This is a genomic window from Thalassotalea piscium, assembly GCF_030295935.1.
GTDB lineage: Bacteria > Pseudomonadota > Gammaproteobacteria > Enterobacterales > Alteromonadaceae > Thalassotalea_B > Thalassotalea_B piscium.
Genome location: NZ_AP027362.1, coordinates 2,449,557 through 2,475,862 on the forward strand (window position 1 = coordinate 2,449,557; position 26,306 = coordinate 2,475,862).

Consider the following 26,306-nt stretch of genomic DNA (forward strand, 5'->3'; position numbering starts at 1 on the left):
TTTGAAGAGAAGATGGCGGTGACGGAGAGATTCGAACTCTCGAAAGGTTGCCCTTTACACACTTTCCAGGCGTGCTCCTTCAGCCACTCGGACACGTCACCTTATTTGAACTTATTTAGTTGTAGGTCGGCATTTATGCCGTTAAATAGTTAATCTAATACATTTAAAATAACTGATGGGCTAAAGCCCAACCTACAAATCTACTTGTTACGCCTTTAGTTGTAGGTCGGCATTTATGCCGTCAAATAGTTAATCTAATACATTTAAAATAACTGATAGGCTAAAGCCCAACCTACAAGTCTACTTGTTACGTCTTTAGTTGTAGGTCGGCATTTATGCCGTCAAATAGTTAATCTAATACATTTAAAATAACTGATGCGCTAAAGCCCAACCTACAAGTCCTGCTTTTATTACAATTTATATTAAAGTGAACAAAGCATTTAGCTGAACAACAAAATAAAGCTGCGCTATGTTAGGTAAATTGACTAAATTAAGCAACTGAAACTATTGCATTTGGTTTTAGTTGCTTAATATTTATCCATTCAATAATTTAGATCACTTATTCATATTTGCAGCAAAATCTAGCATGCGATTGAGTGACTTAAGCGCCCCATCCCGCAAAGACATGTCAACAAAGACTTCTTTTCCTGTTGGGTCAAGCAATGCGTCTTCTATTTCTTTTAAACCATTCATTGCCATCCACGGGCAGTGTGCACAACTTTTGCAGGTAGCTCCTTCACCAGCGGTTGGGGCTTCAAAGAATTCTTTATCAGGACAAAGCTGTTGCATTTTGTAAAAAATGCCACGGTCTGTTGCCACAATAAATTTTTTATTAGGGAGTTCTTGCGCAGCTTTAATTAGTTGGCTTGTTGAGCCTACCTTATCTGCTAAATCTACAACGTCAATAGGAGACTCTGGGTGTACTAATACAGCAGCATCTGGGTGTAAGGCTTTCATATCAGACAAGGCTTTTGTTTTAAACTCGTCATGAACGATACAGGCCCCTTGCCACATTAACATATCTGCATCAGTTTGCTTTTGAATGTAGTTACCTAAGTGTTTGTCAGGTCCCCATAGTATCTTTTCACCCTTAGCATCTAAATAGTCTACTATTTCAAGTGCACAAGATGAGGTAACAATCCAGTCAGCTCTTGCTTTTACTGCCGTTGAAGTATTGGCATATACTACAACAGTTCTTTCTGGGTGCTGATCACAAAACTTATTAAACTCTTCGATTGGACAGCCTAAGTCTAAAGAGCATGTTGCTTCGAGCGTTGGCATAACAACCGTTTTTTCTGGTGTTAACACTTTTGCTGTTTCACCCATAAAACGAACACCTGCAACGATAAGTGTCTTTGCTGGATGCTTATTTCCAAAACGCGCCATTTCAAGTGAATCAGCTACACAGCCACCTGTTTCTTCAGCTAATGCTTGAATTTCAGGATCTGTGTAGTAATGAGCAACTAATACCGCGTCTTTTTCAATTAATAATTGTTTAATACGATCTTTATAAGTTTGCTTTTCTTGCTCATTTAAAGGAGCTGGTTTGGCAGGAAATTTAAAATCATATTCAACGGCTAAATTAGCTTGAGACATGAGTAACTCTAACAACTGAGATTAAAAAAGAGCTGAATTATACGTTAAACAATATCAAATGTGTATATGGGTGTGAATTAATAACTGACGCTATAAATATTGAAACAAGGGAAAGCTTGTATAAAGTTGAAAACTTTATAATACTTTAATAAAAAGTGGTCGGTCGTGAAGGATTTGAACCTTCGACAAATTGGTTAAAAGCCAACTGCTCTACCAACTGAGCTAACGACCGATATAGTGTGACATTAAATTTAATACTTAAATTACTATGCGAGTAATAAGTCCAACTTACTATCCCGAACAGGGAAAAGAAGGTGGTCGGTCGTGAAGGATTTGAACCTTCGACAAATTGGTTAAAAGCCAACTGCTCTACCAACTGAGCTAACGACCGATTAAATTTAATTTGTGAATAGTGACCACTTTTATTATAAAAAAAGTGGTCGGTCGTGAAGGATTTGAACCTTCGACAAATTGGTTAAAAGCCAACTGCTCTACCAACTGAGCTAACGACCGATATTATTCATTTACCGCGAAAGGATTGGTGCCCCGACGCGCCGCATATAATACTTATATATTTTCTCAGTGCAAGAATAAATTAATATTTTTTTAAATATGCCGTTTGTTTGCACAAAAAGTCGGCACATAGCGTAAGTTATAAACTAATTAATTGCACTTAGTCTAGGTGCAGCAAGTTTAGCTGCACTTGAATCTGGGTACTCAGAAATCAATTGCCTATATAATTGAGCTGCTTTTGTCGTATTATTTTGCTTTTGTTCAACCATTGCTAACTTAAGTAGTGCATCACTTCGTTTACTCGACGTGTTAAACTCTTTTACTACAACTTCAAATTCAGCTTTCGATTGATCTAGCTCACCCTTATTAAATAAGAGTTGTCCTAACCAATAATGCGCATTTGCTGCATAGGTTGAATTTGGGAAACGTTGGTTAAAAGCTTTAAATTCAGGAATAGCCTGATCGTAGTTTTTATCTTTTAGTACAAGATTTACTGCGCGATCATACGCCTCATTTTCTGTCAGGTTAGTACTATAGCTCACGGCCTCTTTACTAGGCGCTGAGATTGAACTTGGAACACTATTAGCAGGCTTTAATGCTTGGCTAACTCTGCGATCTAACTCTTGATAGAGTTCACGCTGACGCTCTAATATCTGTGACAATTGGTGAGTGTGTAATTCGGTAATTCCACGAAGTTCATTCACTTCATTTTGCAATTCATCAAGCTGACGTTGAACATTCACTTGTGCCCTATTACGGGTATCAAGCTTGCGTTCAAGTGTAGTTAATTGCTCTGAAATTGATTGCGAATGTGACGATTTGTTATTGCTAACGTCAATTACTGGAGCGGGCTCAGCTGCTATTACCCCGTAGGTAATAGCAGCTGAAGCAACGCTTAATAAAACTTTAGATAGTTTCATTTAACGCCCTAATTAATATACTAAAACAGCGCGACGGTTTTTAGCAAAAGCACTTTCGCTACGATCTTTAACCATAGGCTTTTCTTCACCGTAACTAACAACACTTAACTGTGAAGGTGAAACACCCATATTTTCTAAATAAGTAACTACTGATTTAGCTCTGCGTTCACCTAATGCGATGTTATAATCAGGCGTACCACGTTCATCTGCATGACCTTCAATTAATACAGATACATTAGTATTTTCATTTAAGAATTTAGCATGTGCATCTAATACTTCTGAAAATTGCCCACTTACCGTTGATTTATCAAAGCCAAAATAAACGATATGCTCAGAGCGTAATCTGTCTAGCTCTTGACGCTTTTGCTCTTCAATTTCTGCAGCGCGCTGTGCTGCTGCAACTTGCACGTTATCTTGTGTACTTGTGCTAGTTTGAGTTTGAGCGTTTGTATCCACTTGACTTTGTGCGTCAGTTTCAGAGTTTGAACTACAGGCTGCTAATGTCATCATTGGTAATGCAATAGCTAGAGCTTTCATTGTTTTATTTAAGCGCATTGCTTTTTCCTTATTGTTTCTACAATTTTAAAATCTATATTATAAAAATGGCGACCAAGCTGGTGCTTTTACTTGCCCATTAAGTGCAGGTAAGCGTGCTTTGAATCGTCCATCCACCGAAACTAACCCTAGTACTTGGCGTTTGTTGTGCAAAGTACTATAAATAATCATACCGCCATTAGGCGCTATACTTGGCGACTCATCTAAGCGAGTTTTCGTTAAGACTTGAAACACTCCAGAATCTAACTCTAGCTTAGCAAGATGATAATTACCTCTTGTGCGGTTAACCATCACAAGTTCACGACCATCAGGTGTTAATGAGCCACCTAAATTCATTTCTCCGTCAAAAGTCAAACGTCTTTTTTTGCCGTCAACTAAATTTACGCGATATAGCTGCGCTTTTCCACCCCGTTCTGAACTAAATATCAATGATTTACCGTCAGGTGCCCAACTAGGCTCTGTATCTATAGCTCTATGTCGTGTTATTCGACGTAATTTTTTACTCGCTACGTCCATCACATAAAGTTCAGGGTTACCATCCTTAGAGAGTACCATCGCTAAACTTTTACCGTCTGGCGACCATTTAGGTGCACTATTAATTCCTTTAAAAGAGCTTATCATAGTACGTTTACCAGTATATATATCAATAGTATATATTTGAGCCTGATGGTTTTCAAAAGTAACGTAAGCCAACTTATCTCCTTTAGGGTGCCAAGAAGGCGACATTAAAGGCTCTTTAGAGCTTAACAATACGTGTTCATTATAACCATCATAATCAGCAATAACTAACTGATACGGATATTCACCTGAATCTCTAACAATAACGTACGCAATTTTTGTTAAAAATGCCCCTCGTGTACCTGTAAGTTTTTCATATACCACATCACTAATTTGATGTGCATAGCGACGAAATTGTGACGTATTAATTTGCACACTACTTTCATGATAAATATGATCAGAAGTATTGACTAATTTGCCACTACTTAGCATTTGAGTTTGTCCACCGGTTATTTGCCCGCGGATAACATCAATTAGCTGATATGAAACTTGATAACGACCAATAGAGGCTTCTTTTACTTTACCAATTAAAATTGCTTCAACCCCTTTTGAAGCCCACGCGGCATAATCTACCTGACTGTCATGGCTTGGCGTTTGTGGAAAACGTATTGGATTAATAGGGTTAAACTTACCACTGCGTAGCAAGTCATCGCTAATTGTTTTTGAAAGTGACTCTGGCATATTCCCTGAGCCTGTCCATTCGAACGGGACAATAGCTATTGGTCGTGCACTATCAATTCCTTCGGTAATCACTATTTCTAAAGTAGCCATTGCATGTGTAGCTACTAAGCTTAAAAGCGCTATTGCTAATATTCTAATTTTTATCATACTAAATACTATCTTCTCTCTATAAAACTGTCAGACATTAAAATTCGGGTACTACCGTTAAACTAATAGTACGCATCTCTTTAAATACTTCCGGATCCTTTGAAACAGGTAAAGTGCCCGCTTTATACACTGCGACTTTTGCTGCATCACATACTACTCTATTGCCTTGACCAATAACAACATTAGTAACAAACCCTGATGGTGCTAAACTTATTGTTAGTTTGCAAGAGCGTCCTTCCATTGTTGCTTTATCAGTAATTAAATTACGCTGAATTGTTTGGCTTATCAATGCCGTATAACGACCAATTTCACTTAACATTTGTTGACGCCGTGCCTGCTGGCGACTTTCCATCTCTTCAGCCATTTGCTGCTCTAGTAAACGCTCTTGTGCAGCTCTTTCTTTGGCCTCTTTAGCTTTTCTTTGTCGTTCAGCTTCTTGCTTTATTTTCTGCTCTTTTTTACGTTGTTCATCTTTTAAACGCTTAGCTTTCTCGGCAGCTGCCTTTTTCTCTGCTTCTTTTTGCTCTGCTATTTTCTTTTTACGCGCTTTTTCTGCAGCAACAGCTTTGGCTTTTTTCTCTGCTGCTCTTTTTTTACGTAACTTTTCATCACGTGCTTTCTTTTCTTTAGCTTTCCTAGCCGCAGTTATTTTATCGCGCTTACGTTTCTCTTCCGCTGCTTCAGCTTGTTTAATTTTGTTTATTTGTGCTTCTATTGTTTTTCTTTCAACTGCTACAGCCGTAATTGGTTGCATAGGAGCAGCCATTGTTGTTGGCTTTGGCGGCGTTGAAGTAAAGTCACCAATAATCAAAACTAATAATACAATAACATGTAAAGTAACGCTTAAAGACAAAGGCGACAATGGTTTAAATTTAAACAATTATTTCTCCGGAGAATCTGTCATTAAACCAACCGAAGGTACGCCTGCCTGCTTTTGCAATATCACCATTAACTGAATAACGGCATCGTATGAAACAGCACCATCGCCATTAACAACAACAGGTGTGTCCGGCGCTTTAGCTAAATGCGCCTTTACCACAGCAGCAACTTCATCAGCAGACATAGGTTCATTTTTATTAGCGCCAACGGCTAAAAAGTATTCACCTTTAGCGTTAACTGATGCAACTAACGGCGGTTTACTGTCTTTGCTAAGTGGCTCTGCATCTGCCTTAGGTAATTCAACTTTTACCCCTTGAGTAATTAATGGTGCGGTAACCATAAAAATAATTAACAATACCAACATTACGTCTATATAAGGCACAACATTTATTTCAGCCACTTTTTTTCGTCTAACACGCGTATACATAAAAGAAAGCCCTTATTGATTTTGTTGTTCGCCAGCGGTTTGTCTTTGTAAAATACTTGAAAACTCATCCATAAAGTTACCGTAGCTATTTTCAAGCTTTTCAACTTGGTGACTAAATCGGTTAAACGCCATTACAGCAGGGATCGCGGCAAACAGTCCCATAGCCGTTGCTATTAATGCTTCTGCTATACCTGGTGCTACCATAGCTAAAGTCGCCTGCTCTACCGCACCTAATGCAATAAAAGAGTTCATAATTCCCCAAACAGTACCAAATAACCCTATATACGGACTGATTGAACCGACTGTCGCCATAAAAGGTAAATGTGTTTCCAATTCATCTACCTCTCTCGATAATGCAACACGCATCGCACGATGAGTTCCATCCATGACTGCTTGCGGAGAACTAATATTACTTTTTCTAATTCGTGCAAACTCTTTAAATCCAGCAACAAATAAACTTTCAATACCATAAATGTGTGAACGAGCACTAATTTCAGTGTACAGTTTACTTAAGTCTGCCCCACTCCAAAATTTGTCTTCAAACACTTGTAGCTGATTAGCAGCTTGGGTAATGTTTTTTCTGCGTTGAAAAATAACCGCCCAGCTGGCAATAGAAAAACTTAATAGCGTAAGCATAACTAATTGAACTAATAAACTCGCTTGTAAAAATAAATCAAAGAATGATATTTCAGCTGACACGTTTTAACGCTCCTAATATAATTTCAGGTATGGCACAGGGTTTTGCTAACGCTAGGTTAACACAGGCAACACGCACCTTAGCAGTACATATTAATATTTGTGATTGAGTGAAGATTTTTTGCTCAAAAACTATACTCGCGCCTTTTAATTGGCAAATTTTAGAGGTTACCAGTAGTAAGTCATCAAGCTTTGCGGAAGCTAAGTTCTCCATTTCAACCTTTCTGACCACAAAACCTATATTTTGTTCTAAAAAATCTGACTGATTTATACCTCGTAGTCTCAAAAATTCTGTCCGAGCTCTTTCAAAAAACTTGAGGTAGTTAGCATAATATACAATACCGCCAGCATCAGTGTCTTCGTAGTAAACTCTAATATGATGTTTATCGTTCATTGATAACTTCAATCGATTAGTAAATGTATTGTAATTAAAGATCTATAGATCTTCAGTTTATTAGCTTTATGTAGAGCTACGCTTTGCAAATCACGTAAAAGTGTTTTTCTTTCACAAATGATATGTGCTTACTAAATAAGAGCAAATCAGGCGGAAAAAAAATTAAAATACAAGCTTAGTCAGTCTATAGATATAGTAATAGATATATTGGCAGACAAACAAGTCTTAATCACACTAGATTGTAAGAATTTACGAATTATAAATACTGATGGCTAAACATAAGCTTTTTATGTTCGGTAATTTGGAAAGAATCGGGGATAAAAACTGTTATAAACTACAAATTATAGTTTATTTACAACACATTGTGTTTTTATTAACGATGAGTCTACATTTTATTTTGATCACTATTTGGTACTACACCAGTTTCATTAATTAAGCGATCTATCTTATACGCAGTGAAACAGTCAAATACAAGGCACTTATTATCATAACCAGTTGTTATCATTATAAAATAAGCAACGCAGCAGTTGATGTTTTTAACCGGTAGAAATGATCACATAGTTAGTGAGATTGGTATTACACCAAACCAATAAACTGCATAAAAAATTACAACTTTATAATACTGTTTCTTAGAGCTAAAACACCAAGAAGCTTGGTAAATTAAAATGAGGGGACTGAATCTATATTGGGGTAGGTAATACTAGAGGCTTATATTTTTACACTTTCTACTTCACATTAGTTTATCTAATCCGAATATAGTAATTTAATTCAGTTGTCTAAAGTAATTACTCTAAGTAGAATACTCTTACTTTCTGAGCTAGCGCAGTGAAACAACTCGACTCCCAACAGTTATTTCATTAGCCGGAATTTTTTGAGTAAATTTTATTTATTCTCTCTGACATGTTTTCTGGAAATGTAATTCCTTCTATCAACTTATTACTAAGTTGGCCCGCAGTGTATCTGCGGGCTTTTTTTTGTCAAAAATTTATTGGTAAGCCTGAATGTACGTTTATCTCTAAAAGTTGTTGTTTGAAGTAAATAGTTTATTTTAGTTCAGGCTTATCTATACCAAAATGCAAGTAAGCTTTATCGGTAACAATACGCCCTCGTGGTGTTCGTTGTAAAAAGCCTTGCTGAATTAAAAAAGGTTCAAGTACGTCTTCAATTGTTTCGCGCTCTTCACCAATAGCAGCGGCAACGTTATCTAAGCCAACAGGACCTCCCATAAACTTGTCGATTATGGCGGTTAATAGTTTTCTATCCATAATGTCAAAGCCTTCATTATCAACTTCAAGCATACGTAAAGCATCAGCTGCAGTGCCCTGATTAACTACTCCTTGTGTTTTTACATCTGCAAAGTCTCTCACTCTGCGTAGTAAACGGTTGGCTATTCTTGGTGTACCTCTTGATCGCTTAGCTATTTCAAATGCACCTTGATCATCAATAGTTAAATTAAGAAAGTGTGCTGAACGATTAACGATATCTGTTAAGTCTTTACTATTATAAAATTCTAAACGCTGAACTATACCAAAGCGGTCACGCAACGGAGAAGTTAAAGCACCAGCCCTTGTAGTTGCTCCGATCAGAGTAAATGGGGGTAAATCAAGTTTTATTGAGCGTGCAGCAGGCCCTTCACCGATCATAATATCTAATTGGTAATCTTCCATCGCCGGGTATAATATTTCTTCAACTACAGGGCTTAACCGATGTATTTCATCAATAAAAAGCACATCATTTTCTTCTAAGTTCGTTAATAACGCAGCTAAGTCTCCAGCCTTTTCTAAAACTGGGCCCGAAGTAGTTCTAATGCTTACACCCATCTCATTGGCAACAATATTCGCCAATGTCGTTTTACCTAGCCCAGGAGGACCGAATATCAATAAATGATCTAATGGTTCACTGCGTTGCCTTGCCGCTTGAATAAAGATTTCCATTTGTGACTTTACATGATCTTGCCCTGTATAATCAGACAACATTTTAGGACGAATGGCACGGTCAACACTTTCATCTTCGATGGTCGCCACAGGTTGGATCAAACGATCAGCTTCAATCATAATTATTAATTAAACCTTTTAGTAAACATACTATTAAAGCATTGACTTTAGTGCATCACGGATCAAGTCTTCACTGTCCATACCTGCTTGAAAAACAGCCCTAATCGCTTTATCAGCTTGTGACTGATTGTACCCTAAAGAGATCAAGGCGTTAATCGCATCACCTTTAATGTTATTGGTCAATACCGGTTGTGAATTAGCGCTTGAAGAGTTAAGCGTAAACGTTGAAACACTTTCATCGGTATGCCAGTCTTTTATGCGATCGCGCATTTCAATTAATAATCGTTCTGCTGTTTTTTTGCCAACACCAGGAATTTTAACAATAGTGGTTAAGTCATCATGAACCACACAACTTACAAACTGCTCTGCTGACATACCAGACAATATGGCTAAACCTAATTTAGGACCAACGCCATTTACCTTAATTAGTAACCTAAATAGCTTACGCTCTGTTTTATTAGCAAAACCATAAAGTAATTGGGCATCTTCCCTAACAACAAAATGGGTAAATATTATTGCTTCTTGGTTAAGCTCAGGCAAAGCGTAAATACTTGTCATTGGCATAGTCACTTCATAACCAACGCCATTACATTCAATTAATATCTCTGGGGCTATTTTCTCAACCAGTAATCCACGTAAACGACCAATCAAAACAACAAACTCTTTGCAAAATAATAGGCTTAAGATAACACTAGATAAATATACAGTAAAGTAGAATTGTACATGGCTTTATTTTAACGTAATCGACCACGCACTGTTTTTTTCACCTGCCCTGACATTTTAACTAAAGAGTCATAACTATGCGCATGGCAAAGGGCTACGGCTAAAGCATCTGCGGCATCGGCTTGTGGTGTAGCGGGTAGTTTTAAAATAGTTTTAACCATGTGTTGTACCTGTGCTTTGTCTGCAGCACCCGTACCAACAACTGATTTTTTTATTTGCCTTGCTGAATACTCTGCAACAATAAGTTTTGCATTTGTGGCTGCTACAATAGCTGCGCCACGTGCTTGCCCTAACTTTAAGGCAGAATCGGGATTTTTTGCCATAAATACCTGCTCAATAGCAAACATGTTGGGGTTAAATTGCATTATAATTTCTGACACACCAGCAAAAATTGTTTGCAAACGGCCAGCTAGGTCGTCACCTGAGGCAATTGCTTTAATACAGCCGCTACCAAGGTAGGTAAACTTTCTACCTTGTTGCGCTATCACCCCGTAACCGGTTAAGCGAGAACCGGGATCTATCCCTAAAATAATACTCAAAGTTACCCTTAATTACATATGGTTTGATACCAATCTCACTAATTATTTGATCATTTCTACTGGTTAAAGCAATCAACTACTGCGTTATTTATTTTATAATTAGAACAACTAGTTATGAAAATAAATGCCTTGTATTTGACTGTTTTCACTGCGTATAAAATAGATCACTTAATTAATGAAACTGGTATGATACGTAAAAATGACATAAAAAATGCAGTTAAAGCATACACTTTAACTGCATTATCTTCATTAAACTATAACTACTTTTGTTCTTTAGCTACCGTTTGTATACCTAATTCAGCCAGTTGAGCAGGATTTGCTTTACCTGGAGCATTAGTTAACGGGCAAGCTGCCGTAGTTGTTTTAGGGAATGCCATAACGTCACGAATTGAACTCGCTCCTGTCATTAGCATCACTAAACGGTCTAAACCAAATGCTAAACCAGCATGCGGCGGCGCACCATATTGTAAAGCTTCAAGTAAGAAACCAAATTTTTCTTGCGCTTCTTCATCGCTAATACCGAGTATTCTAAACACAGCTGCTTGCATATCTTGCTTATGAATACGAACTGAACCACCACCTAATTCACAACCGTTCAATACCATGTCGTATGCATCAGACAACGCACCTACAGGGTTAGCTTCTAACTCTTGCGCTGTTAGATTAGTTGGCGCAGTAAACGGGTGATGAATCGCATGCATTTGACCATCAACTTCTTCAAACATTGGGAAGTCAACAACCCATAATGGCTTCCACTCTCCCTGAAGTAGGTCTAAGTCTTCTCCTAATTTAAGGCGCAATGCACCTAATGATTCAGTTACCACGTTGTAGGTATCTGAACCGAAGAAGATAATATCTCCTGTGTTAGCATTAGCACGTTCAAGTAATGCATTGACTGATTCTTCAGTTAAAAACTTTAAAATCGGCGATTGCAAGCCTTCAAGTCCAGCATCTCTGTCATTAACTTTAAGCCACGGCATACCTTTAGCGCCGTAAATTCCAACAAATTTGGTTAAATCGTCTAGATTTTTGCGTGAAAACTTAGCCGCGCCACCAGGGACACAAATAACTGAAACTCGCCCTTTTGCATCATTTGCAGGACCAGAGAATACTTTAAATTCAACATCTTTTAGAATATCAGCAACATCAACAATTTCTAATGGATTACGTAGATCAGGCTTATCAGAGCCAAAGCGTGTCATGGCTTCTGAATACGGCATACGTGGAAACTCACCTAAATCTACATTAAGTAACTGTTGAAATAATTCACGGATCATGGTTTCAGTAACTTCCATTACTTGATCAGAGCTCATGAATGAGGTTTCAATATCAATTTGGGTAAATTCAGGTTGACGATCGGCACGTAAATCTTCATCACGGAAACATTTTACGATCTGATAATAACGTTCCATCCCTGACATCATCAGTAACTGCTTAAACAGTTGCGGCGATTGAGGTAGAGCAAAAAATTGACCTTTATGGGTACGGCTTGGCACTAAATAATCGCGCGCGCCTTCAGGGGTCGCAGCTGTTAAAATTGGCGTTTCAATATCTAAAAAGCCTTGTTTTTCTAACGATGAGCGTACCGCCGAAGTTACTTTCGCACGAAAGCGTAAACGTTCAGTCATTTCAGCACGACGCAAATCTAAATAGCGATATTTTAAACGTTGCTCTTCAGAGTTTATTTGGTTGCTATCAAGAGGCAAAGGCGCCGATCTATTTAAAATAACAAGGTCTAATCCAAGCACTTCAATCGCACCTGTTTTCATGTCTTTATTAACTTGGCCTTCTGGGCGAGCTCTTACTTTGCCGCGAACCTGTACACAAAACTCATTACGTAAAGCGTTTGCTTTAGTAATTACATCTGGTAAGTCTGGATCATATACTACTTGTACTATCCCTTCTCGGTCGCGTAAATCTAAAAAGATCACTGCACCTAAGTCACGACGACGGTTAACCCAGCCACACAATGTAATTTCTTGACCAATATGAGATTCGTTGACCTCACCACAATAAAGCGTACGCATACTATTTTGCCCTGATAACTATGAACTAACCGATGGAGTAGCAACTATTTGCCACTAGTTTCTGTTAGCATAAAAAATGTTGCACATTATATAGTAAAGCGAAAGATTGTCACCTAACTAATTAATTTTCCAGTAGGATAAATACGATATTTCCTCTCTAATTATCGACTAAAAAGGTTAATTAATATCGATAATTACAACAGCATTTAATCCTATTACAAATTCAGTTAAAATAGTGCTAATTTACGCTAGCGGTTACAAATTGTATTTATGCCTGATACAGATTTAATTTTTTCAAAAAAGCACCCTCAACTAAAAGACTTCACTTTTGACCGGCAAGTTGTTGAAGTATTTCCTGACATGATTTCTCGCTCTGTGCCAGGCTACAACACAATAATTGACACGATTGGTCGACTCAGCCAAGAATACGTCACCGATAACTCAAATGTTTATGATTTAGGTTGCTCTTTAGGAGCTGCAACTTCTGCAATGCGAAAAGCAATTTTAGCCGACAATTGTAAAATTATTGGTATTGATAACTCCCCAGCCATGGTTGAACGCTGTAAAATTCATGTGAATGCCTTTAAAGGTAAAACACCCGTTGAGATTATCGAGGCAAATATTTTAGATAGTGAAATCGCTAATGCTTCAATGGTAGTGATTAACTTTACAATGCAATTTATTGAGCCAGAATTACGCGCTCAGTTAATTACTAAAATTGCTCAAGGCTTAAAACCAGGAGGTTTACTTGTATTATCTGAAAAAATTACCAATTCAGACCCAGTGTGCGATCAATTACTTATCAACTTACATCACAATTTCAAACGCGCCAACGGCTACAGTGAGCTAGAAATAGCGCAAAAGCGAACAGCACTTGAAAATGTTATGAAGCCTGATAGTTTAGACACTCACCTTACTCGCCTTTCGAATGCTGGTTTTAGCCATGTAGCTCCTTGGTTTCAATGCTTTAATTTCTTTTCTTTGGTCGCTATCAAATGATTTCATACAACCGTTTTTATCAAAAAATCGCCGAGAACCGCTTGAGTCATTGGCTCAATACGTTACCTGCACAATTAACTCATTGGCAGAAAGCAAATTTACATGGTGAATTTGCACATTGGCAAAAAACACTTGATGCACTCCCAAAGACCTTAGTAAGTAACGTAGAGTTAAATACTCAAGTTAAAGCAGGCGAACGTGAAGATATTAACGATGGTGAATATAAGCGCATTGAAAACTTATTAAAGAAGTTTAAGCCATGGAGAAAAGGCCCTTACCATATTCATGGCTTACATATAGACACTGAATGGCGTTCCGATTTTAAGTGGGACAGATTAAAAGATCATATCAGTCCACTCAAAGATCGTTACGTATTAGATATAGGTTGTGGTAGCGGTTATCACCTGTGGCGAATGCGAGGCGAGCACGCTAAGTTTGTAGTTGGAATTGATCCAACTCAATTATTTTTAATGCAGTTCAATGCTATTCAGCACTTTATTAAAGATGATAACGTAAACTTACTTCCTTTAGGTGTTGAAGATTTACCCGAGTTAAAAGCATTTGATACAGTATTTGCAATGGGCGTACTTTATCACCGTCGTTCACCTATCGACTTTCTCTACCAACTAAAATCTCAATTAACTAAAGGGGGGGAATTAGTCCTTGAAACCTTAATTGTTGATGGTGATGAAAATACAGTATTAGTACCAGGAGAACGCTATGCAAAAATGCGAAATGTATGGTTTTTACCAAGTGCAGCCGCTATGTGCGCTTGGCTAGAGCGGGTAGGATTTAAAAATATTCGTGTGGTAAATACCGATATAACCGCACTCGATGAACAGCGTAAAACGCAATGGATTGATACCGAGTCGTTACAAGACTTTTTAGACCCAAACGATAGTTCAAAAACAATTGAAGGCTACCCAGCCCCTAAACGGGCTATTTTTATCGCCAATATATAGCTAACTATGTTTACAAGTACTTATCATAAATTAATTGGTAAGTACCATTTTTTCTCATTTCCTTAATGCGTAGGTCAAATGTGTCACGCATTTCTTTAGTTCTAAAGCCTGCCGCGTAGGGCCTTTCCCCAAAAATATAATGCACCTTAAAAGGTTTAGTTAATTCGCTATCAGCATGAGATTTCAAATAAAGCTTAAAGATACTGATGTCTAATATAATCACTTCTGTTCGGTGCAAAAATAATAACTCTATTTGTTTATCTTGCTCGGGTACTTCTCGATAATTCATAAAACGTGTTGATGTTAGCTCATATTCTGAGCCTAAATATTTTTTAGCATTCTGAAATGCAGTAATATCTTTACCTGCTAAGTCACTAATCGAAGTTATTGAAAAGTCATTTTCTAATAAGGTCACAGCTATATTTTGATAATAAACATAGGGTTCACTAATATACATTTCTGCAAAACTGGCATCTGGTGGGACCGTAAGCAAGCCATCTGCATTAAATTGTTGGAAACCTGTAGGACCTCGACCAAAAGGAATATAGATAAAAGAAACATCTATATCCTCAAATGCTTTACGCATTAAATCTAATTGAATACCTTGATCATCTTCTTCAATTACATAGGGAGGTTTATTTAAACCAGCAACGATAGTTTTTTGTTCTATTTGAACAGCATTTTCAGCAAAAACTGATGTGCTTAGTAATAGCGACGCTAAAACGCACTTAAGGTTGATTTTCAAACGGCAATAATCCTTACAACTTAAATAATAATTCGCTTTATTGATAACTATTTAGGTAATACTCTTGCTAAAACGGTTAGAGTCTTAGTAGTATTCTAGCAGTTATTTTGAAAAAACGTTTAAAAGATTAAAGGAAGTTATGCCAAACATTTGGTTTGAACGCCGATTATCCAATATCGCACAGCGCAAAGATGATCACCGTAGTCCATTTCAACGTGACCGCGCACGTATACTGCATTCGGCTGCATTTAGACGGTTACAGTCAAAAACCCAAGTTATGGGTAGTGGGCAAAGTGATTTCTACCGCACGCGATTAACACATTCGCTTGAGGCGGCTCAAATTGGCTCAGGGATCTGCGCTCAACTACGGATGAAAGACCCACTTCTTAGCAAAGCATTAATACCTAATGAAGATAGCTTAATAGAATCGTTATGTTTAGCCCATGATATTGGCCACCCACCCTTTGGAACAAAACACCACAAACGTATTTATTTTGGAGGTTTGTAACTCTAACACCTTAATTATAAAGGTAAAGGGGAAGAATCAACACATACATTTTATTACATACGTATTATTATTGTCAAGTTTAATTAGATAAATCATCCAGACTAGCCAAACAATTTTGTTCAAAAAGTTCCATAAAAATACTTACCTCAGGCATATCTTTCTTATAAGTGTCTACTTTCAAAGATAAACGCCTTTTAACAGAGACAAATTCTGGGTTATGAAATTTTAGTTCATCGCATGCTTTAAAGTAAGCAGTAAGAACATCGGCTGCTTTTACTAACTTCTTATACTCTTTATCTACCTGCTTTTGTATAACTAGCTCTTTGAATAGCGGTTGCAACTTTTCAGGTAAGGAATTCAAACACTCTATCTCAGCTAAATCTTCTATTTTTTTAAATTCCTCTGTTAACGCGGGTGAACTGTACTTGGTAACATGGTTTATATCTTGAAGTTTTGTTTCTGAAACTTCGTGATATAAAGCGATAGTGGCGGCTTTTTCAGGACTTATATGACCATCACAATAAACATTTTTAATCGTTGCTAATAAATGTGCAATTACGGCTACCTGATGACTATGCTCAGCTACATTCTCTTCCTTCACTAAATGCATAGGAGACCAGCGTTTAATGAGGTTCATTCGAAGTATCCAAGCTAAAAAAGAACTATTTTTCACAAAAACCACCTCTTAATAAAACTAATGTTATTTTTTATTTGACTATTGAAAATACAATTTCAATGACTCAAAAAGTTTCCTGCTAAAGGATGCGCTATAAATAAATTTCCTCCCCACTTGATTCATCAAGTGGAATATTTCCATATATTGTAATGTTATAGGGTTATTGATTTACTCTGCTCAATGATTTTCTTTATCCGACTAATTGTTCTGTGAACGGTAGGACGACTCACTTTATATTTTCTTGCTAAAGCAGAAATAGACTCCCCATTTAATTTTGCATTAAATAACTCTCTAGCTTGCTGATCTTTAAGTGCGGGCATTCTCCCCAAGTGTTTTCCTTTTGCTTTTGCTTCAGCTCTGCCTTCGGCTGTTCTCGCTTTTATTAGGTCACGCTCTAGTTGAGCGAATACGCCACATAGATTAATCATTGCGTTTGAAAAAGGATTGTCGTTACTCGTATTTAATGATCCATCGATGATATTCAAGCAAGCGCCTTTTCTATGAATATTGTCTATTGAGTCCAATATTGTTTTTAATGAACGTCCAAGCCGATCTAGTCGAGTAACAATTACTTCATCACCTTCTCTAATGAAATCGATAAGCTCTTTAAGCTTTTCATCATTTTTTATTGATGTACCTGATTGCTTACCTTTGAAAACTTTCTCACAGCCAAAATCTGATAATTTAGAAAGTTGCACTTCTAAATCTTGCTCATTTGTAGAGACTCTAGCAAAACCTACTTTCATTTTATCTAGATTCTGCTAGCTCTAATGACTTAGCAAGCTGATATTCGTCTTCTGTTTGAATACCGTAAATATCCCCACGATGAATATCATAAAAAGAAGCGAAGTCAGGAATATCAGAAATAATATTTTGCCCCCACTTTGCTTTGTGAATGATATTTGATCTACTTAGTTGTCTAATCAAATCATGTGCCGCAGTACTAATCGATACTTCTTCAAGCACCTCACTGGAATCTTGGCCGTATGCACATATATGAATAACACGACCCTCTTCTACCAGAACCCTGAAAGGATCTGTAAGTAACTCTTTTATTTGTTCAAAAGATAATTTTCTTATTTCTGCTTCATTCGTCATCTTCATGCACCAAAGTTATAACTTTCGTACACCTTATCAATTAAGTGAACGAAAGTCCACTAAATCCATTTCGTTCATGAACGAAACTAAATATCAACTTTAGTTCGGATTCTGCTACTTTAATTTATACTTTTTAAAAACCAGTCTTATAGTAAGCATCATTATTGAATCCACCTCAACGCACTACTCAGATCACTAAAGTGCTCAGTATTATTGATAGAGCATTCCGGAAACTCAGTTATGTCTATTTGAACACCTTTTAACTTATCTCCGACAATAGCTTTTCTCGCTGAAGTCACTCCAGTAGAGCGTATTTGCACTGATATTGGTTCTACGTTACAGCAACAACTAACAACTACACCTTTAAAACAAGATAGATCCAAAATAAAATTAACAGGCTGGTTAACCGAAGATAGCTCATCGGTAATCTCTTCCAAATATTGGTTTATTCCACTAACGGATAATTCACCAATTAACTCAATTATTAGTGTGCTACCCAACCATTGCTTCAAATAATGTCCTTGAGATAATTCCACTAAAATTAACCTTCTCTGCTAACTTGATTGCATATTATAGATTTTAGCGATCAGCCAGCCAGTGATCCCCATCAATAATGCCCATAAAAAGCCACCAATAAGTACCCCTATAAAGGACATATGCCAGCCCATACTTTTCCAATCCGTATGTAACATGTTTCCAGTCATACTGGACATCATATCTGGCATCACCATAACCAGAACTGAACACACAACCCAAACAATGGCAAAGGCGGCGGCACAGGCCAACGCAAAAGCTTTTTCATTAAGTTTCATCGTTATTCTCCTGTGGTGGCTTTCGCCACCACTTTACTAGTCTTCAAGTTCCACCATATCTTTCGCTGCGATGTCACCAGATATTAGTTTTACCGTCGCGAAGTGATCATTCACAATTTTAGTAATTTGTACCGTTCCCACTTTTTCAATAGTGTACGGATCATCACCTTCACCGTAAGCGTCGGTTAAACCACACCTAAATTTTTTATTCAGCATTATTTGCAATATTTCATCCTTATTCTAGACTTAAAAAGTTGGTAACAACAGCAAGCTGGATGCTTGTTTAGGGAAGCTTTACGGATGAGGTGATGTAGCGAGGATTGCTATGAGGGATGAAGTAAACAGGGAGTGTTGATCACGGATGATTACCTCTGTTTTACCTTTCGTTTTTATTTCTGCATTATCATTTTCTACTGACTAACGCTTGATGTTCCACGGCAATATTGCGTCAATATCAGGGTGTGGTTTACATAACTCTTCAAGACATTGCTTGACATAATCAAATGGAACTAAGCCATTAGCTTTAGCGGTTTCGATAATACTATACAGTGCAGCACTCGCATCGGCACCGTTAGCGGTTTGGCTAAACAACCAATTTTTACGTCCGATAACGAAGGACTTTATTGCCCGCTCTGCACGATTATTGTCGATGCTCAAGCGACCGTCTTCGAGGTAACCCACCAATTTTGGCCACTGATTACTCAGATACGTGATAGCTTCACCTAATTTGTTTTTGGGCAACACATTTTGTTGAGTAAACCAACCGTGTAATTTATCTAGTATCGGTTTGGCTTGAGTTTGGCGAGCCTCGTAAGTCTCTTCTGGAGTTGTATTTTTAAAACGCGATTCAATACCGTACAATTTTTGAATATAACTTAGCGCCACATCAGCTTTACCACTTTTTCCTTTGGGTTGTGCTTGTTTGGCTTCAATGAATTTACGCCGCGCATGTGCCCAACAACCCACTAAGGTTGCTTGGGTTTGATGATAGGCTTGATAACCATCAACTTGAAGGTAGCCCGAATAGCCGTCGAGATAATCAACCACGCAGCGACCTGCACGGCTATCATGATAATCGTATAAGATAATATTTGGGATTGAACTAGTGGGCATGGGGGAATCCGTGCCCGTGCAATACAACCACATGTAACTTTTTATTTTGTCAGACTTGATGACATTGACCGTAGTCTCATCGGCATGTATCACTGCTTGTTTTCGTAATTCTTCCTTAAGCCGTTTGATGAGCGGGGGAAATAACGCTGCTGATTTGAGCATCCAATCACTCATTGTTTGGCGACTGAGCGCGATACCGTATTGTTTGAATAATGATTCTTGGCGATAAAGAGGCAAACCATATTGATATTTACTGGTAATGAGTTGACTCAGTAAACTTGCAGTAGCAATGCCTTTAGGGATAGGACTTACTGGCATCAACGCTTGTTTAATCGGGTTGCTAGTGCCTGTTTTTTCGCATTCACGACACGCGTATTTAGGGCGAACATGTTCAATAACTTTGACTTGTGCCGGGATGAAGTCTAGTTTTTCAGTGATGTCTTCACCGATTTTATGTAATTGAGCATGACAACAAACGCACACTTTCTCAGCGTCGCTAATATCATGCACCACCACTTCCCGTGGTAAGTCTTTCGGTAAGGGTTTACGCTTTGGTTTATTACGGCGATAGCTGATGTCTTGTTGCTCAGTTTCAGCAAGCACAGCGATTTCTTCCGCCTCGTTGAACAATTCCCCTTGACCTGCAAAGCCTTCACCACTTTTACCGAATTGTTTTTGCTGCGCTAGGCGAAACTGCTCTTCAAGGAACAGTAAACGTGCGTCTTTTTCTGCTAATAACCGCTCTAACTGAGCAATACGTTGGTGAAGTTTAGTCTTGGTATTCATGCAGTTATTTTACCAGAGTAAATGGTTAAGTTGTTGTTATTACCTAGACTATTTCGTGATCGATAACTGCTGCTTATGATCGCAGGTTATAAGGACAAATTATCGAGGCTCATCGCTTGATGGCCCACCACATCAAAGCCAGATAACAGCCAATGTAATTGCTGCTCGGTGAGCTCCATGGTCGATTCAGTTAACCTTGTTGGCCACTTAAATTTATCTCGCTCAAGGCGTTTATACCACAGCGCAAAACCCGTCTGATCCCAATACAAAATTTTTAATTTATCGCGACCTTTATTACAAAACACAAACAAAGCCCCAGAGAGCACGGGTAATTGCAGCTCACTATCGAGCAAAGCCGATAAACCATTAATGGATTTGCGAAAGTCGACAAACTGGCGGTGTAAATAGACATCAGGCACATCAACAAACATCTTCATGCGTGTAACGCTTTAATAAGTTCAGCTAACCATGTTGGTTCGCAATGATGAGGTAGCGTTAACCTTGTGTCGCCAAAGACTATGTGTATTGTTGCATCGGCAGGTTGAGTTGTTACCTTTGTTGCTACCTTAGCTTTTACAAAACCCGATGTTTGATTGAGGTGTTCAATTTTATGTCGGTATTTATAAAAATTTGACGTAGGTATCAGGTGTTGCCTACAAAAAGCAAGAATAGATAAGCCACTTTGGGCTTGTTGTTCAATAAGTTTCGTCCAATCATCTAACGTTCTTCGGGTCATGATATATCCTCAATAGTAAATTATTGAGGAGTTGATTTAGTTTGGCGATTATTGAAAAGGTGTGGTTTAACCGACGCTTACCCTTCACCCGGCGCAATTTCCTCATGGAATCTAATAACACTGTATTTTTGTCCAACCTCTGCACCATGTTTGGCACCAATACAAATCAGAGTTCGATCAGTAGACTGCTCAACCACTTGGCCCCTCATCATATTTTTGTGATAAAACGCAGTATTCGAACAGCCTGCTAAAAAGATACCGAATACAACAAGCAAAAGAATTTTCATATTGGATGTTTTCATCATTTTTTCCTCATCTAACTTATTAACTGAGCAAGCTCTTTGGAAGCTTACTTATTTTTCCGGCTTGCACCCGGAGGAACTTTGTGACAACTCCACGGTTTATGAGCAGCGTTGTCTTTGACATTCTGATCAACGAATTTGTAGTAGCTTTCTTTAGTGTGCGTCCACCAATCGTCATGAACATCGGCATTATGTTTGCGAATAACTTCCTCAATCCCATCAAGGTTTATATTTGCCGCATCATATGCTAGGTGTATTTCACCTTCTTTGATGTTGTAACTGACTTCATCTATACCAAAAAGCTGATCAATTGATTTTACTAACTCGTCACAGTTTTCTTCTGTGACATTACTTAGTCTTAAATTTCGAACAACTAAATTCTGCTCTCTAACGCCAACTCTATGATCTAAATCGCTCATATTTTATCTCCTAATGTGAGTGCGAGTGTTGTTGTTTTTTGTCTTTCATTTCTGCCATTTTGTATTTCATTTGTGGCATCATGTTTTCCATCATTTCCAGATGATGTTCAGCCATCTTGATTTGCTTATGCATTGGCATTGCTTCCATGTTTTTGTGCATGGATTGCATCATCTTCATCATTGAGCGGTGATGTTCAGCCATCATCTGCTTTTGCTTTTCAGGATCTTTTTCAGCTTTAATGGCATGGACTTCCTTTTTCATTTCCATCATTTTTGAATGCATTTTTCCCATGTTCTCATGCGACATTGCCATGCCTTGATGCATATCCGATTTGTTCGCACCTTCATGTTTATTCTCATTGTTTTGAGCAAATAAGCTTGTGGCCGCCAATAGTGAGCTGACAAATAAAATTGATTTACCTAACATTTTCATGATTTTTACCTTCTATGTTCTTATTAAAATTTGGAATCCAACTTGGTGTCGATTCCATATAGCTATGGTACTCCGAACCAAACTCGGCAATAGCTTGTGTCTCTTCGCGTTTCGCTAGCTTGACGTAAACAACGACTAAGATTGGAAACATCGCAAGTGTTGGGATGGTCGGCCACTGCAATAAGAAGCCGAACATGATTAGAATGAAAGCTACGTACTGTGGGTGACGACACCTCGCGTACCATCCTGTAGTAGCCAATTGATGGTGTTTTTGCGCGTGATGCAATACGTTCCATGCTGAAGACAACATAAAGAAACCTGCCACAATAAACACCATACTCGCTATATGAAATGGGTCCCAATGGGCATCACCTTCCAAACCAAAGAAAGTATGTAATAAGTGCCCATTTTCATGCGCAAAGAAGTTAACTTCTGGGTAATTTTCAGTTAACCATCCAGACAAAAAATAGATAGTTAAAGGAAAGCCATACATTTCAGTAAATAGAGCGACAATAAAGGCGGAGAACGCTCCTAGGCTTCGCCAATCAGTTGATGTTTTTGGTTTTACAAAACTAAAGGCAAAAAAGATAAAAATTGCTGAATTCAGTATCACCATTGACCATAAGCCATAATCATATGTCTCATTCATCACTGTTCTCCTTCTTATGCAATTCCTTGCGTCCTTCTTCTAACCCTTGTATGTAGCCATCGCGATAGGCTTCATTTTTATCCGTGAGTTCTTGAAAGCTCTCTTCCTTTTTGTCATCAGGCGCATGTGAATGATCGTGACCATGTTTGCCGTGACTGCCATGCATAAATACATGCATCAAAGGACATAACAGCAAAATTAAATAGGGAAGAAATTGCAGAACATGTTGTCCATGTTCAAAGATTAAAAAATAGGTGGCTGCGGCAATAAGCACCAATGCAGCCCAACCTGTGGGTGTAAACCAAAATTTAGGGTGCTCATTTTTCATGTTGGCCTCCTATTGACCGTAAATCTTCCGCTAAAGCTTCAGACTTAGAATTTATCCAGTAGAGGTTATCCACAGGAGAGACGCTAACTAATCCTTCTCCTTCAACGTTGGTATGCGCTGCATCAAGCAAAACTTCAGCAACATGTTCGGCATCGTCGAAGGCAACATAAATTGTCATTACTATATGTGCTGATAAGTGATTTCTATTGTAGGTATCAGCATATGCGCCTCTGCCAGTTGCTTTATGTAGGGTAAAGCCTTTATAGCCATGTGAAAGTAGTGCCTCTTCTACTCGTGTTAACACCATTTCATCAAAAATGGCTGTCACTTTTTTCATGTTCATAAGCACTCCTAAACGACCTTTAAGACACCGCGATACATTTGCATCTGACAATGAAACTCATGCTCTCCCGGTGATAAGTTCAATAAGGTAATTTGAGTAATTTCATTTAATTTAAGCTGCTCACTTATCTCCAATGATGGAATAAGCATTGTTTCAGCGCAGGGTGATTGATCTTTGCGCATAAACTTCAGAGTGACAGGCTGGCTAGCAGACACTTGAATTGAGGATGGTGAATACACACCATCCCTCACTTCAATGAGTACTTCACTATCTTGAACAATTGTTTTATTGGGTTTGTATAGCCAAAACCACCAAACAATCATTGCAATTAACACTAAGCCTAATAAGTTAATTATCATCATTGTGATTCTCCTAATGCTTACTTTCTATAAGTTTTGGGCTTTAAAAAAGCGAAGTCGATTTGCATTTGACACTACGGTCAATGACGAAAACGCCATTGCAGCACCAGCAATTACAGGGCTAAGCAGAATGCCAAAGAAGGGGTATAGAACCCCCGCAGCAAAAGGAATCCCGGCTACGTTATAGACAAACGCGCCAAACAAGTTTTGTTTGATATTTCGTAAAGTCGCTTTGCTTACCGCGATGGCATCAGCAAGGCCATGAAGTGAACCACGCATCAGGGTAATATCCGCGCTTTCAATCGCAACGTCTGTACCTGTGCCTATAGCAAAACCAACATCAGCTAACGCTAGCGCCGGAGCATCGTTGATGCCATCACCTGTCATACCAACGATTTCGCCACTGCCTTGTAGCTCTTTCACCTTGTTGGCTTTGTCTTCTGGCAGCACTTCAGCAAAAAACTCGCTAATGCCCGCTTTTTTGGCAACAGTGGCAGCGGTTTCCTTGTTATCCCCCGTTAGCATGATGACGCGTATACCATTGGCCTGAAGACGTTGGATAGCAGAGATTGAGTCAGACTTGATTGGATCTGCAACAGCAATTATTGCGGCAAGCTCACCATCAACAGCAAAATACATAGGTGTTTTAGCTTCTTTTGCTAAAGACTGGGCTTTTCCAACAAAGCCAGTGAGGTCTATGCCTTTTAACTTCATTAGTTTATCGTTACCGAAAAGCAGGGCTTTATTGTTGCAGTTTGCTTCTACACCAAAACCCGTGATGGCGTTAAAGGCTTCAATTTTTAGTAACTCAATATCCTTATCTAATGCACTTTCAACAATCGCTTGCGCTAAAGGGTGCTCTGAGCCGCTTTCTAAACTTGCTGCAAGCTGTAGTACGTCTTTTTCGTCAGTAGCTTTTGCTAAAACAATATCGGTTACCTTAGGTGCCCCTTCAGTAATAGTGCCCGTTTTATCTAAAATCATGGCAGTGATTTTAGAGGCGTTTTGCAGTGCTTCACCGTTTCGAATAAGCACGCCAGCTTCTGCTGCTTTTCCTACTCCGACCATGACAGACATAGGAGTTGCTAGGCCCAAAGCACACGGGCAGGCAATAATAAGTACGGTGGTTGCTGATACGATGGCAAAAGCGACTGCTGGCTCAGGTCCAAAGTTAAGCCATGCTAGCGCACTTAACACAGAGATGATCATCACTACAGGCACGAAAAAAGCTGAAATAACATCGGCCAAGCGGCCAATCGGCGGTTTTGAATTTTGTGCTCGTTTCACCATATTGATGATCTGTGCAAGCGCCGTGTCTTTACCAACGCGTGTCGCTCTAAATAAAATCATGCCTGATTTGTTCAAAGTACCAGCGACAACCTCATCTTCTTCAGCTTTTTCAACAGGCATGGGTTCGCCTGTCAGCATGGACTCATCAATGGAGGTGTGGCCTTCCAATACCACACCATCGACGGGAATTTTTTCGCCCGGTTTTACCTTTACAACATCATTCAGTAAAACCTGCTCAATACCAATCTGAACCTCTTTGTTATCACGAACTACGGTTGCCGTTTTGGCCTGCAAGCCGATAAGACGTTTAATGGCCTCAGAGGTTTTACCTCTGGCTTTTATTTCTAATGCTAGACCTAAATCAATTAAGCCAATGATCATGGCGGTAGCTTCAAAATAAACATGCCGTGCCATCAATGGAACGGCGTCAGGTGCAAACACGACAACCATCGAATACACCCAAGCTGTACCTGTTCCTAAAGCTATTAGAGTGTCCATATTAGCGGAGTGATTTTTAAAGCTTTTCCAAGCGCCAACATAAAAATGCTTACCTGAAAAATACATAACACCAAAAGTTAAAATGCCTACAACCAGCCAAGACATGCGTTCAAGGTTGGTTTCAACCGTCATTTCTCCAACTACAATACTGTAGATCATCAAAGGAACACCGAGTGAAAGGGCAATAAATGTATCGCGCATTAGCTTTTTATAATATGCCCAATCAGCCGCTTCTTTCTCGTCAAGCGCATCTGTTGCAGAGCTATCATCAATTGGCTTCGCGTTATACCCCACAGATTCAACAGCTTTGATCAATTCTTCTGTTTTAGCTGTCCCAGAAACTATTACAGTCCTATCAGCAAAATTCATTTCCGCACTGACTACACCAAAAGTTGCCTTTAACGCCCCTTCAATTTTGCCTACACAGCTAGCACACCCAGCACCTTCAATGATAAGCTGTTGGTTATGTGATACTTTCTCCAACGTATTCTCCTTACTTTTACACGAAGAGGATTGAGCTTTTGCCTGACAGCAACAGCCT

At 38.6% G+C, this 26,306-nt stretch carries 32 protein-coding genes, 4 tRNA genes and 1 pseudogene; 3 read left to right on the plus strand and 34 right to left on the minus strand.

From position 1 onward, the window contains the following. Positions 1-13 precede the first annotated feature (13 nt). The 16 genes from QUD79_RS10605 to aspS form a co-directional block, all read right to left on the minus strand. Positions 14-101 (minus strand) — tRNA-Ser (locus tag QUD79_RS10605). A gap of 454 nt (positions 102-555) precedes the next feature. Then, a complete protein-coding gene (gene nadA, locus QUD79_RS10610; RefSeq protein ID WP_184425398.1) occupies positions 556-1,596 on the minus strand; it encodes a quinolinate synthase NadA in 1,041 nt (346 codons plus the stop codon). Between the two features lie 156 nt (positions 1,597-1,752). Next, positions 1,753-1,828 (minus strand) — tRNA-Lys (locus QUD79_RS10615). Positions 1,829-1,911: 83 nt separating this feature from the next. Then, positions 1,912-1,987, minus strand: a tRNA-Lys gene (locus QUD79_RS10620). 46 nt (positions 1,988-2,033) lie between these two features. Continuing rightward, positions 2,034-2,109 (minus strand) — tRNA-Lys (locus QUD79_RS10625). Positions 2,110-2,255: 146 nt separating this feature from the next. Beyond that, entirely contained in the window at positions 2,256-3,029 is a 774-nt protein-coding gene (gene ybgF / locus QUD79_RS10630; RefSeq protein WP_184425396.1) for a tol-pal system protein YbgF, read from the minus strand. 12 nt (positions 3,030-3,041) lie between these two features. Beyond that, positions 3,042-3,584, minus strand: coding sequence for a peptidoglycan-associated lipoprotein Pal (gene pal, locus QUD79_RS10635; RefSeq protein ID WP_184425394.1), 543 nt, complete (start codon positions 3,582-3,584; stop codon positions 3,042-3,044). 39 nt (positions 3,585-3,623) lie between these two features. Next, positions 3,624-4,970 carry a Tol-Pal system beta propeller repeat protein TolB gene (gene tolB / locus QUD79_RS10640; RefSeq protein WP_184425392.1) on the minus strand — a complete coding sequence of 449 codons (1,347 nt, stop codon included), beginning with the start codon at positions 4,968-4,970 and terminating at the stop codon, positions 3,624-3,626. A 37-nt stretch (positions 4,971-5,007) separates the two neighbouring features. Beyond that, complete coding sequence (tolA, locus tag QUD79_RS10645) at positions 5,008-5,850, minus strand: cell envelope integrity protein TolA (protein WP_246455004.1); 843 nt, start codon at positions 5,848-5,850, stop codon at positions 5,008-5,010. Further along, on the minus strand, positions 5,851-6,276 hold the full coding sequence (tolR, locus tag QUD79_RS10650) for a protein TolR (protein WP_184425390.1): 426 nt from the start codon (positions 6,274-6,276) through the stop codon (positions 5,851-5,853). 12 nt (positions 6,277-6,288) lie between these two features. Then, positions 6,289-6,975, minus strand: a complete 687-nt coding sequence (gene tolQ / locus QUD79_RS10655) for a protein TolQ (RefSeq protein WP_184425387.1) — start codon at positions 6,973-6,975, stop codon at positions 6,289-6,291. Further along, positions 6,965-7,366, minus strand: a complete 402-nt coding sequence (ybgC, locus tag QUD79_RS10660; protein WP_184425385.1) for a tol-pal system-associated acyl-CoA thioesterase — start codon at positions 7,364-7,366, stop codon at positions 6,965-6,967. The genes tolQ and ybgC overlap by 11 nt, the downstream gene beginning before the upstream one ends. A gap of 1,043 nt (positions 7,367-8,409) precedes the next feature. Continuing rightward, positions 8,410-9,420: a Holliday junction branch migration DNA helicase RuvB gene (ruvB, locus tag QUD79_RS10665; RefSeq protein ID WP_184425383.1), complete on the minus strand. Its 1,011-nt coding sequence runs from the start codon at positions 9,418-9,420 to the stop codon at positions 8,410-8,412. Positions 9,421-9,453: 33 nt separating this feature from the next. Continuing rightward, positions 9,454-10,071 carry a Holliday junction branch migration protein RuvA gene (ruvA, locus tag QUD79_RS10670; RefSeq protein WP_184425381.1) on the minus strand — a complete coding sequence of 206 codons (618 nt, stop codon included), beginning with the start codon at positions 10,069-10,071 and terminating at the stop codon, positions 9,454-9,456. Positions 10,072-10,154: 83 nt separating this feature from the next. Continuing rightward, on the minus strand, positions 10,155-10,682 hold the full coding sequence (gene ruvC, locus QUD79_RS10675; RefSeq protein ID WP_184425379.1) for a crossover junction endodeoxyribonuclease RuvC: 528 nt from the start codon (positions 10,680-10,682) through the stop codon (positions 10,155-10,157). A 260-nt stretch (positions 10,683-10,942) separates the two neighbouring features. Beyond that, complete coding sequence (gene aspS / locus QUD79_RS10680; RefSeq protein ID WP_184425377.1) at positions 10,943-12,709, minus strand: aspartate--tRNA ligase; 1,767 nt, start codon at positions 12,707-12,709, stop codon at positions 10,943-10,945. Between the two features lie 270 nt (positions 12,710-12,979). On the opposite strand from aspS, the gene cmoA reads away from it, so the two are divergent. Further along, on the plus strand, positions 12,980-13,708 hold the full coding sequence (cmoA, locus tag QUD79_RS10685) for a carboxy-S-adenosyl-L-methionine synthase CmoA (RefSeq protein WP_184425375.1): 729 nt from the start codon (positions 12,980-12,982) through the stop codon (positions 13,706-13,708). Next, positions 13,705-14,670 carry a tRNA 5-methoxyuridine(34)/uridine 5-oxyacetic acid(34) synthase CmoB gene (cmoB, locus tag QUD79_RS10690; protein ID WP_184425373.1) on the plus strand — a complete coding sequence of 322 codons (966 nt, stop codon included), beginning with the start codon at positions 13,705-13,707 and terminating at the stop codon, positions 14,668-14,670. The genes cmoA and cmoB overlap by 4 nt, the downstream gene beginning before the upstream one ends. Before the next feature lie 10 nt (positions 14,671-14,680). Here the strand turns inward: cmoB and QUD79_RS10695 are convergent, their stop codons facing one another. Continuing rightward, positions 14,681-15,415 (minus strand): substrate-binding periplasmic protein, encoded by a 735-nt coding sequence (locus QUD79_RS10695; protein WP_184425371.1) that lies wholly within the window; start codon positions 15,413-15,415, stop codon positions 14,681-14,683. A gap of 139 nt (positions 15,416-15,554) precedes the next feature. Between QUD79_RS10695 and QUD79_RS10700 the strand changes: the two are divergent. Then, positions 15,555-15,884: pseudogene (locus tag QUD79_RS10700) on the plus strand (HD domain-containing protein); the annotation flags it as partial. A 118-nt stretch (positions 15,885-16,002) separates the two neighbouring features. Here QUD79_RS10700 and yfbR read toward each other — a convergent pair. The 17 genes from yfbR to QUD79_RS10785 form a co-directional block, all read right to left on the minus strand. After that, positions 16,003-16,596 (minus strand): 5'-deoxynucleotidase, encoded by a 594-nt coding sequence (gene yfbR, locus QUD79_RS10705; protein WP_184425369.1) that lies wholly within the window; start codon positions 16,594-16,596, stop codon positions 16,003-16,005. Positions 16,597-16,751: 155 nt separating this feature from the next. Further along, positions 16,752-17,345, minus strand: a complete 594-nt coding sequence (locus QUD79_RS10710) for a recombinase family protein (protein ID WP_184425367.1) — start codon at positions 17,343-17,345, stop codon at positions 16,752-16,754. 1 nt (position 17,346) lies between these two features. Continuing rightward, positions 17,347-17,697, minus strand: a complete 351-nt coding sequence (locus QUD79_RS10715) for a hypothetical protein (RefSeq protein WP_184425365.1) — start codon at positions 17,695-17,697, stop codon at positions 17,347-17,349. Between the two features lie 161 nt (positions 17,698-17,858). Continuing rightward, complete coding sequence (locus tag QUD79_RS10720) at positions 17,859-18,233, minus strand: hypothetical protein (protein WP_184425363.1); 375 nt, start codon at positions 18,231-18,233, stop codon at positions 17,859-17,861. An 18-nt stretch (positions 18,234-18,251) separates the two neighbouring features. Continuing rightward, positions 18,252-18,509, minus strand: a complete 258-nt coding sequence (locus QUD79_RS10725; RefSeq protein ID WP_138529288.1) for a DUF5676 family membrane protein — start codon at positions 18,507-18,509, stop codon at positions 18,252-18,254. A gap of 36 nt (positions 18,510-18,545) precedes the next feature. Next, positions 18,546-18,734, minus strand: a complete 189-nt coding sequence (locus QUD79_RS10730; protein WP_246455003.1) for a hypothetical protein — start codon at positions 18,732-18,734, stop codon at positions 18,546-18,548. Positions 18,735-18,926: 192 nt separating this feature from the next. Next, complete coding sequence (gene tnpC, locus QUD79_RS10735) at positions 18,927-20,408, minus strand: IS66 family transposase (protein ID WP_184426944.1); 1,482 nt, start codon at positions 20,406-20,408, stop codon at positions 18,927-18,929. Positions 20,409-20,494: 86 nt separating this feature from the next. After that, positions 20,495-20,845, minus strand: coding sequence for an IS66 family insertion sequence element accessory protein TnpB (gene tnpB / locus QUD79_RS10740; protein WP_286287996.1), 351 nt, complete (start codon positions 20,843-20,845; stop codon positions 20,495-20,497). Continuing rightward, positions 20,842-21,144, minus strand: coding sequence for an IS66 family insertion sequence element accessory protein TnpA (tnpA, locus tag QUD79_RS10745; RefSeq protein WP_184423956.1), 303 nt, complete (start codon positions 21,142-21,144; stop codon positions 20,842-20,844). The genes tnpB and tnpA overlap by 4 nt, the downstream gene beginning before the upstream one ends. A 77-nt stretch (positions 21,145-21,221) precedes the next feature. Continuing rightward, positions 21,222-21,449 (minus strand): hypothetical protein, encoded by a 228-nt coding sequence (locus tag QUD79_RS10750; protein ID WP_246454993.1) that lies wholly within the window; start codon positions 21,447-21,449, stop codon positions 21,222-21,224. 44 nt (positions 21,450-21,493) lie between these two features. Further along, positions 21,494-21,865 carry a cation transporter gene (locus tag QUD79_RS10755; RefSeq protein ID WP_184424900.1) on the minus strand — a complete coding sequence of 124 codons (372 nt, stop codon included), beginning with the start codon at positions 21,863-21,865 and terminating at the stop codon, positions 21,494-21,496. 10 nt (positions 21,866-21,875) lie between these two features. After that, on the minus strand, positions 21,876-22,298 hold the full coding sequence (locus QUD79_RS10760) for a hypothetical protein (RefSeq protein ID WP_184424898.1): 423 nt from the start codon (positions 22,296-22,298) through the stop codon (positions 21,876-21,878). Then, complete coding sequence (locus tag QUD79_RS10765) at positions 22,282-22,947, minus strand: methyltransferase family protein (protein WP_184424896.1); 666 nt, start codon at positions 22,945-22,947, stop codon at positions 22,282-22,284. Before QUD79_RS10765 ends, QUD79_RS10760 begins: the two co-directional genes overlap by 17 nt. Continuing rightward, on the minus strand, positions 22,940-23,275 hold the full coding sequence (locus tag QUD79_RS10770) for a DUF2933 domain-containing protein (protein WP_058405795.1): 336 nt from the start codon (positions 23,273-23,275) through the stop codon (positions 22,940-22,942). Before QUD79_RS10770 ends, QUD79_RS10765 begins: the two co-directional genes overlap by 8 nt. Further along, positions 23,265-23,618, minus strand: coding sequence for a P-II family nitrogen regulator (locus QUD79_RS10775; RefSeq protein WP_184424895.1), 354 nt, complete (start codon positions 23,616-23,618; stop codon positions 23,265-23,267). Before QUD79_RS10775 ends, QUD79_RS10770 begins: the two co-directional genes overlap by 11 nt. Before the next feature lie 8 nt (positions 23,619-23,626). Then, a complete protein-coding gene (locus QUD79_RS10780) occupies positions 23,627-23,980 on the minus strand; it encodes a cupredoxin domain-containing protein (RefSeq protein WP_029773135.1) in 354 nt (117 codons plus the stop codon). A 24-nt stretch (positions 23,981-24,004) separates the two neighbouring features. Beyond that, positions 24,005-26,248: a heavy metal translocating P-type ATPase gene (locus QUD79_RS10785; RefSeq protein WP_184424893.1), complete on the minus strand. Its 2,244-nt coding sequence runs from the start codon at positions 26,246-26,248 to the stop codon at positions 24,005-24,007. Between the last annotated feature and the right edge of the window lie 58 nt (positions 26,249-26,306).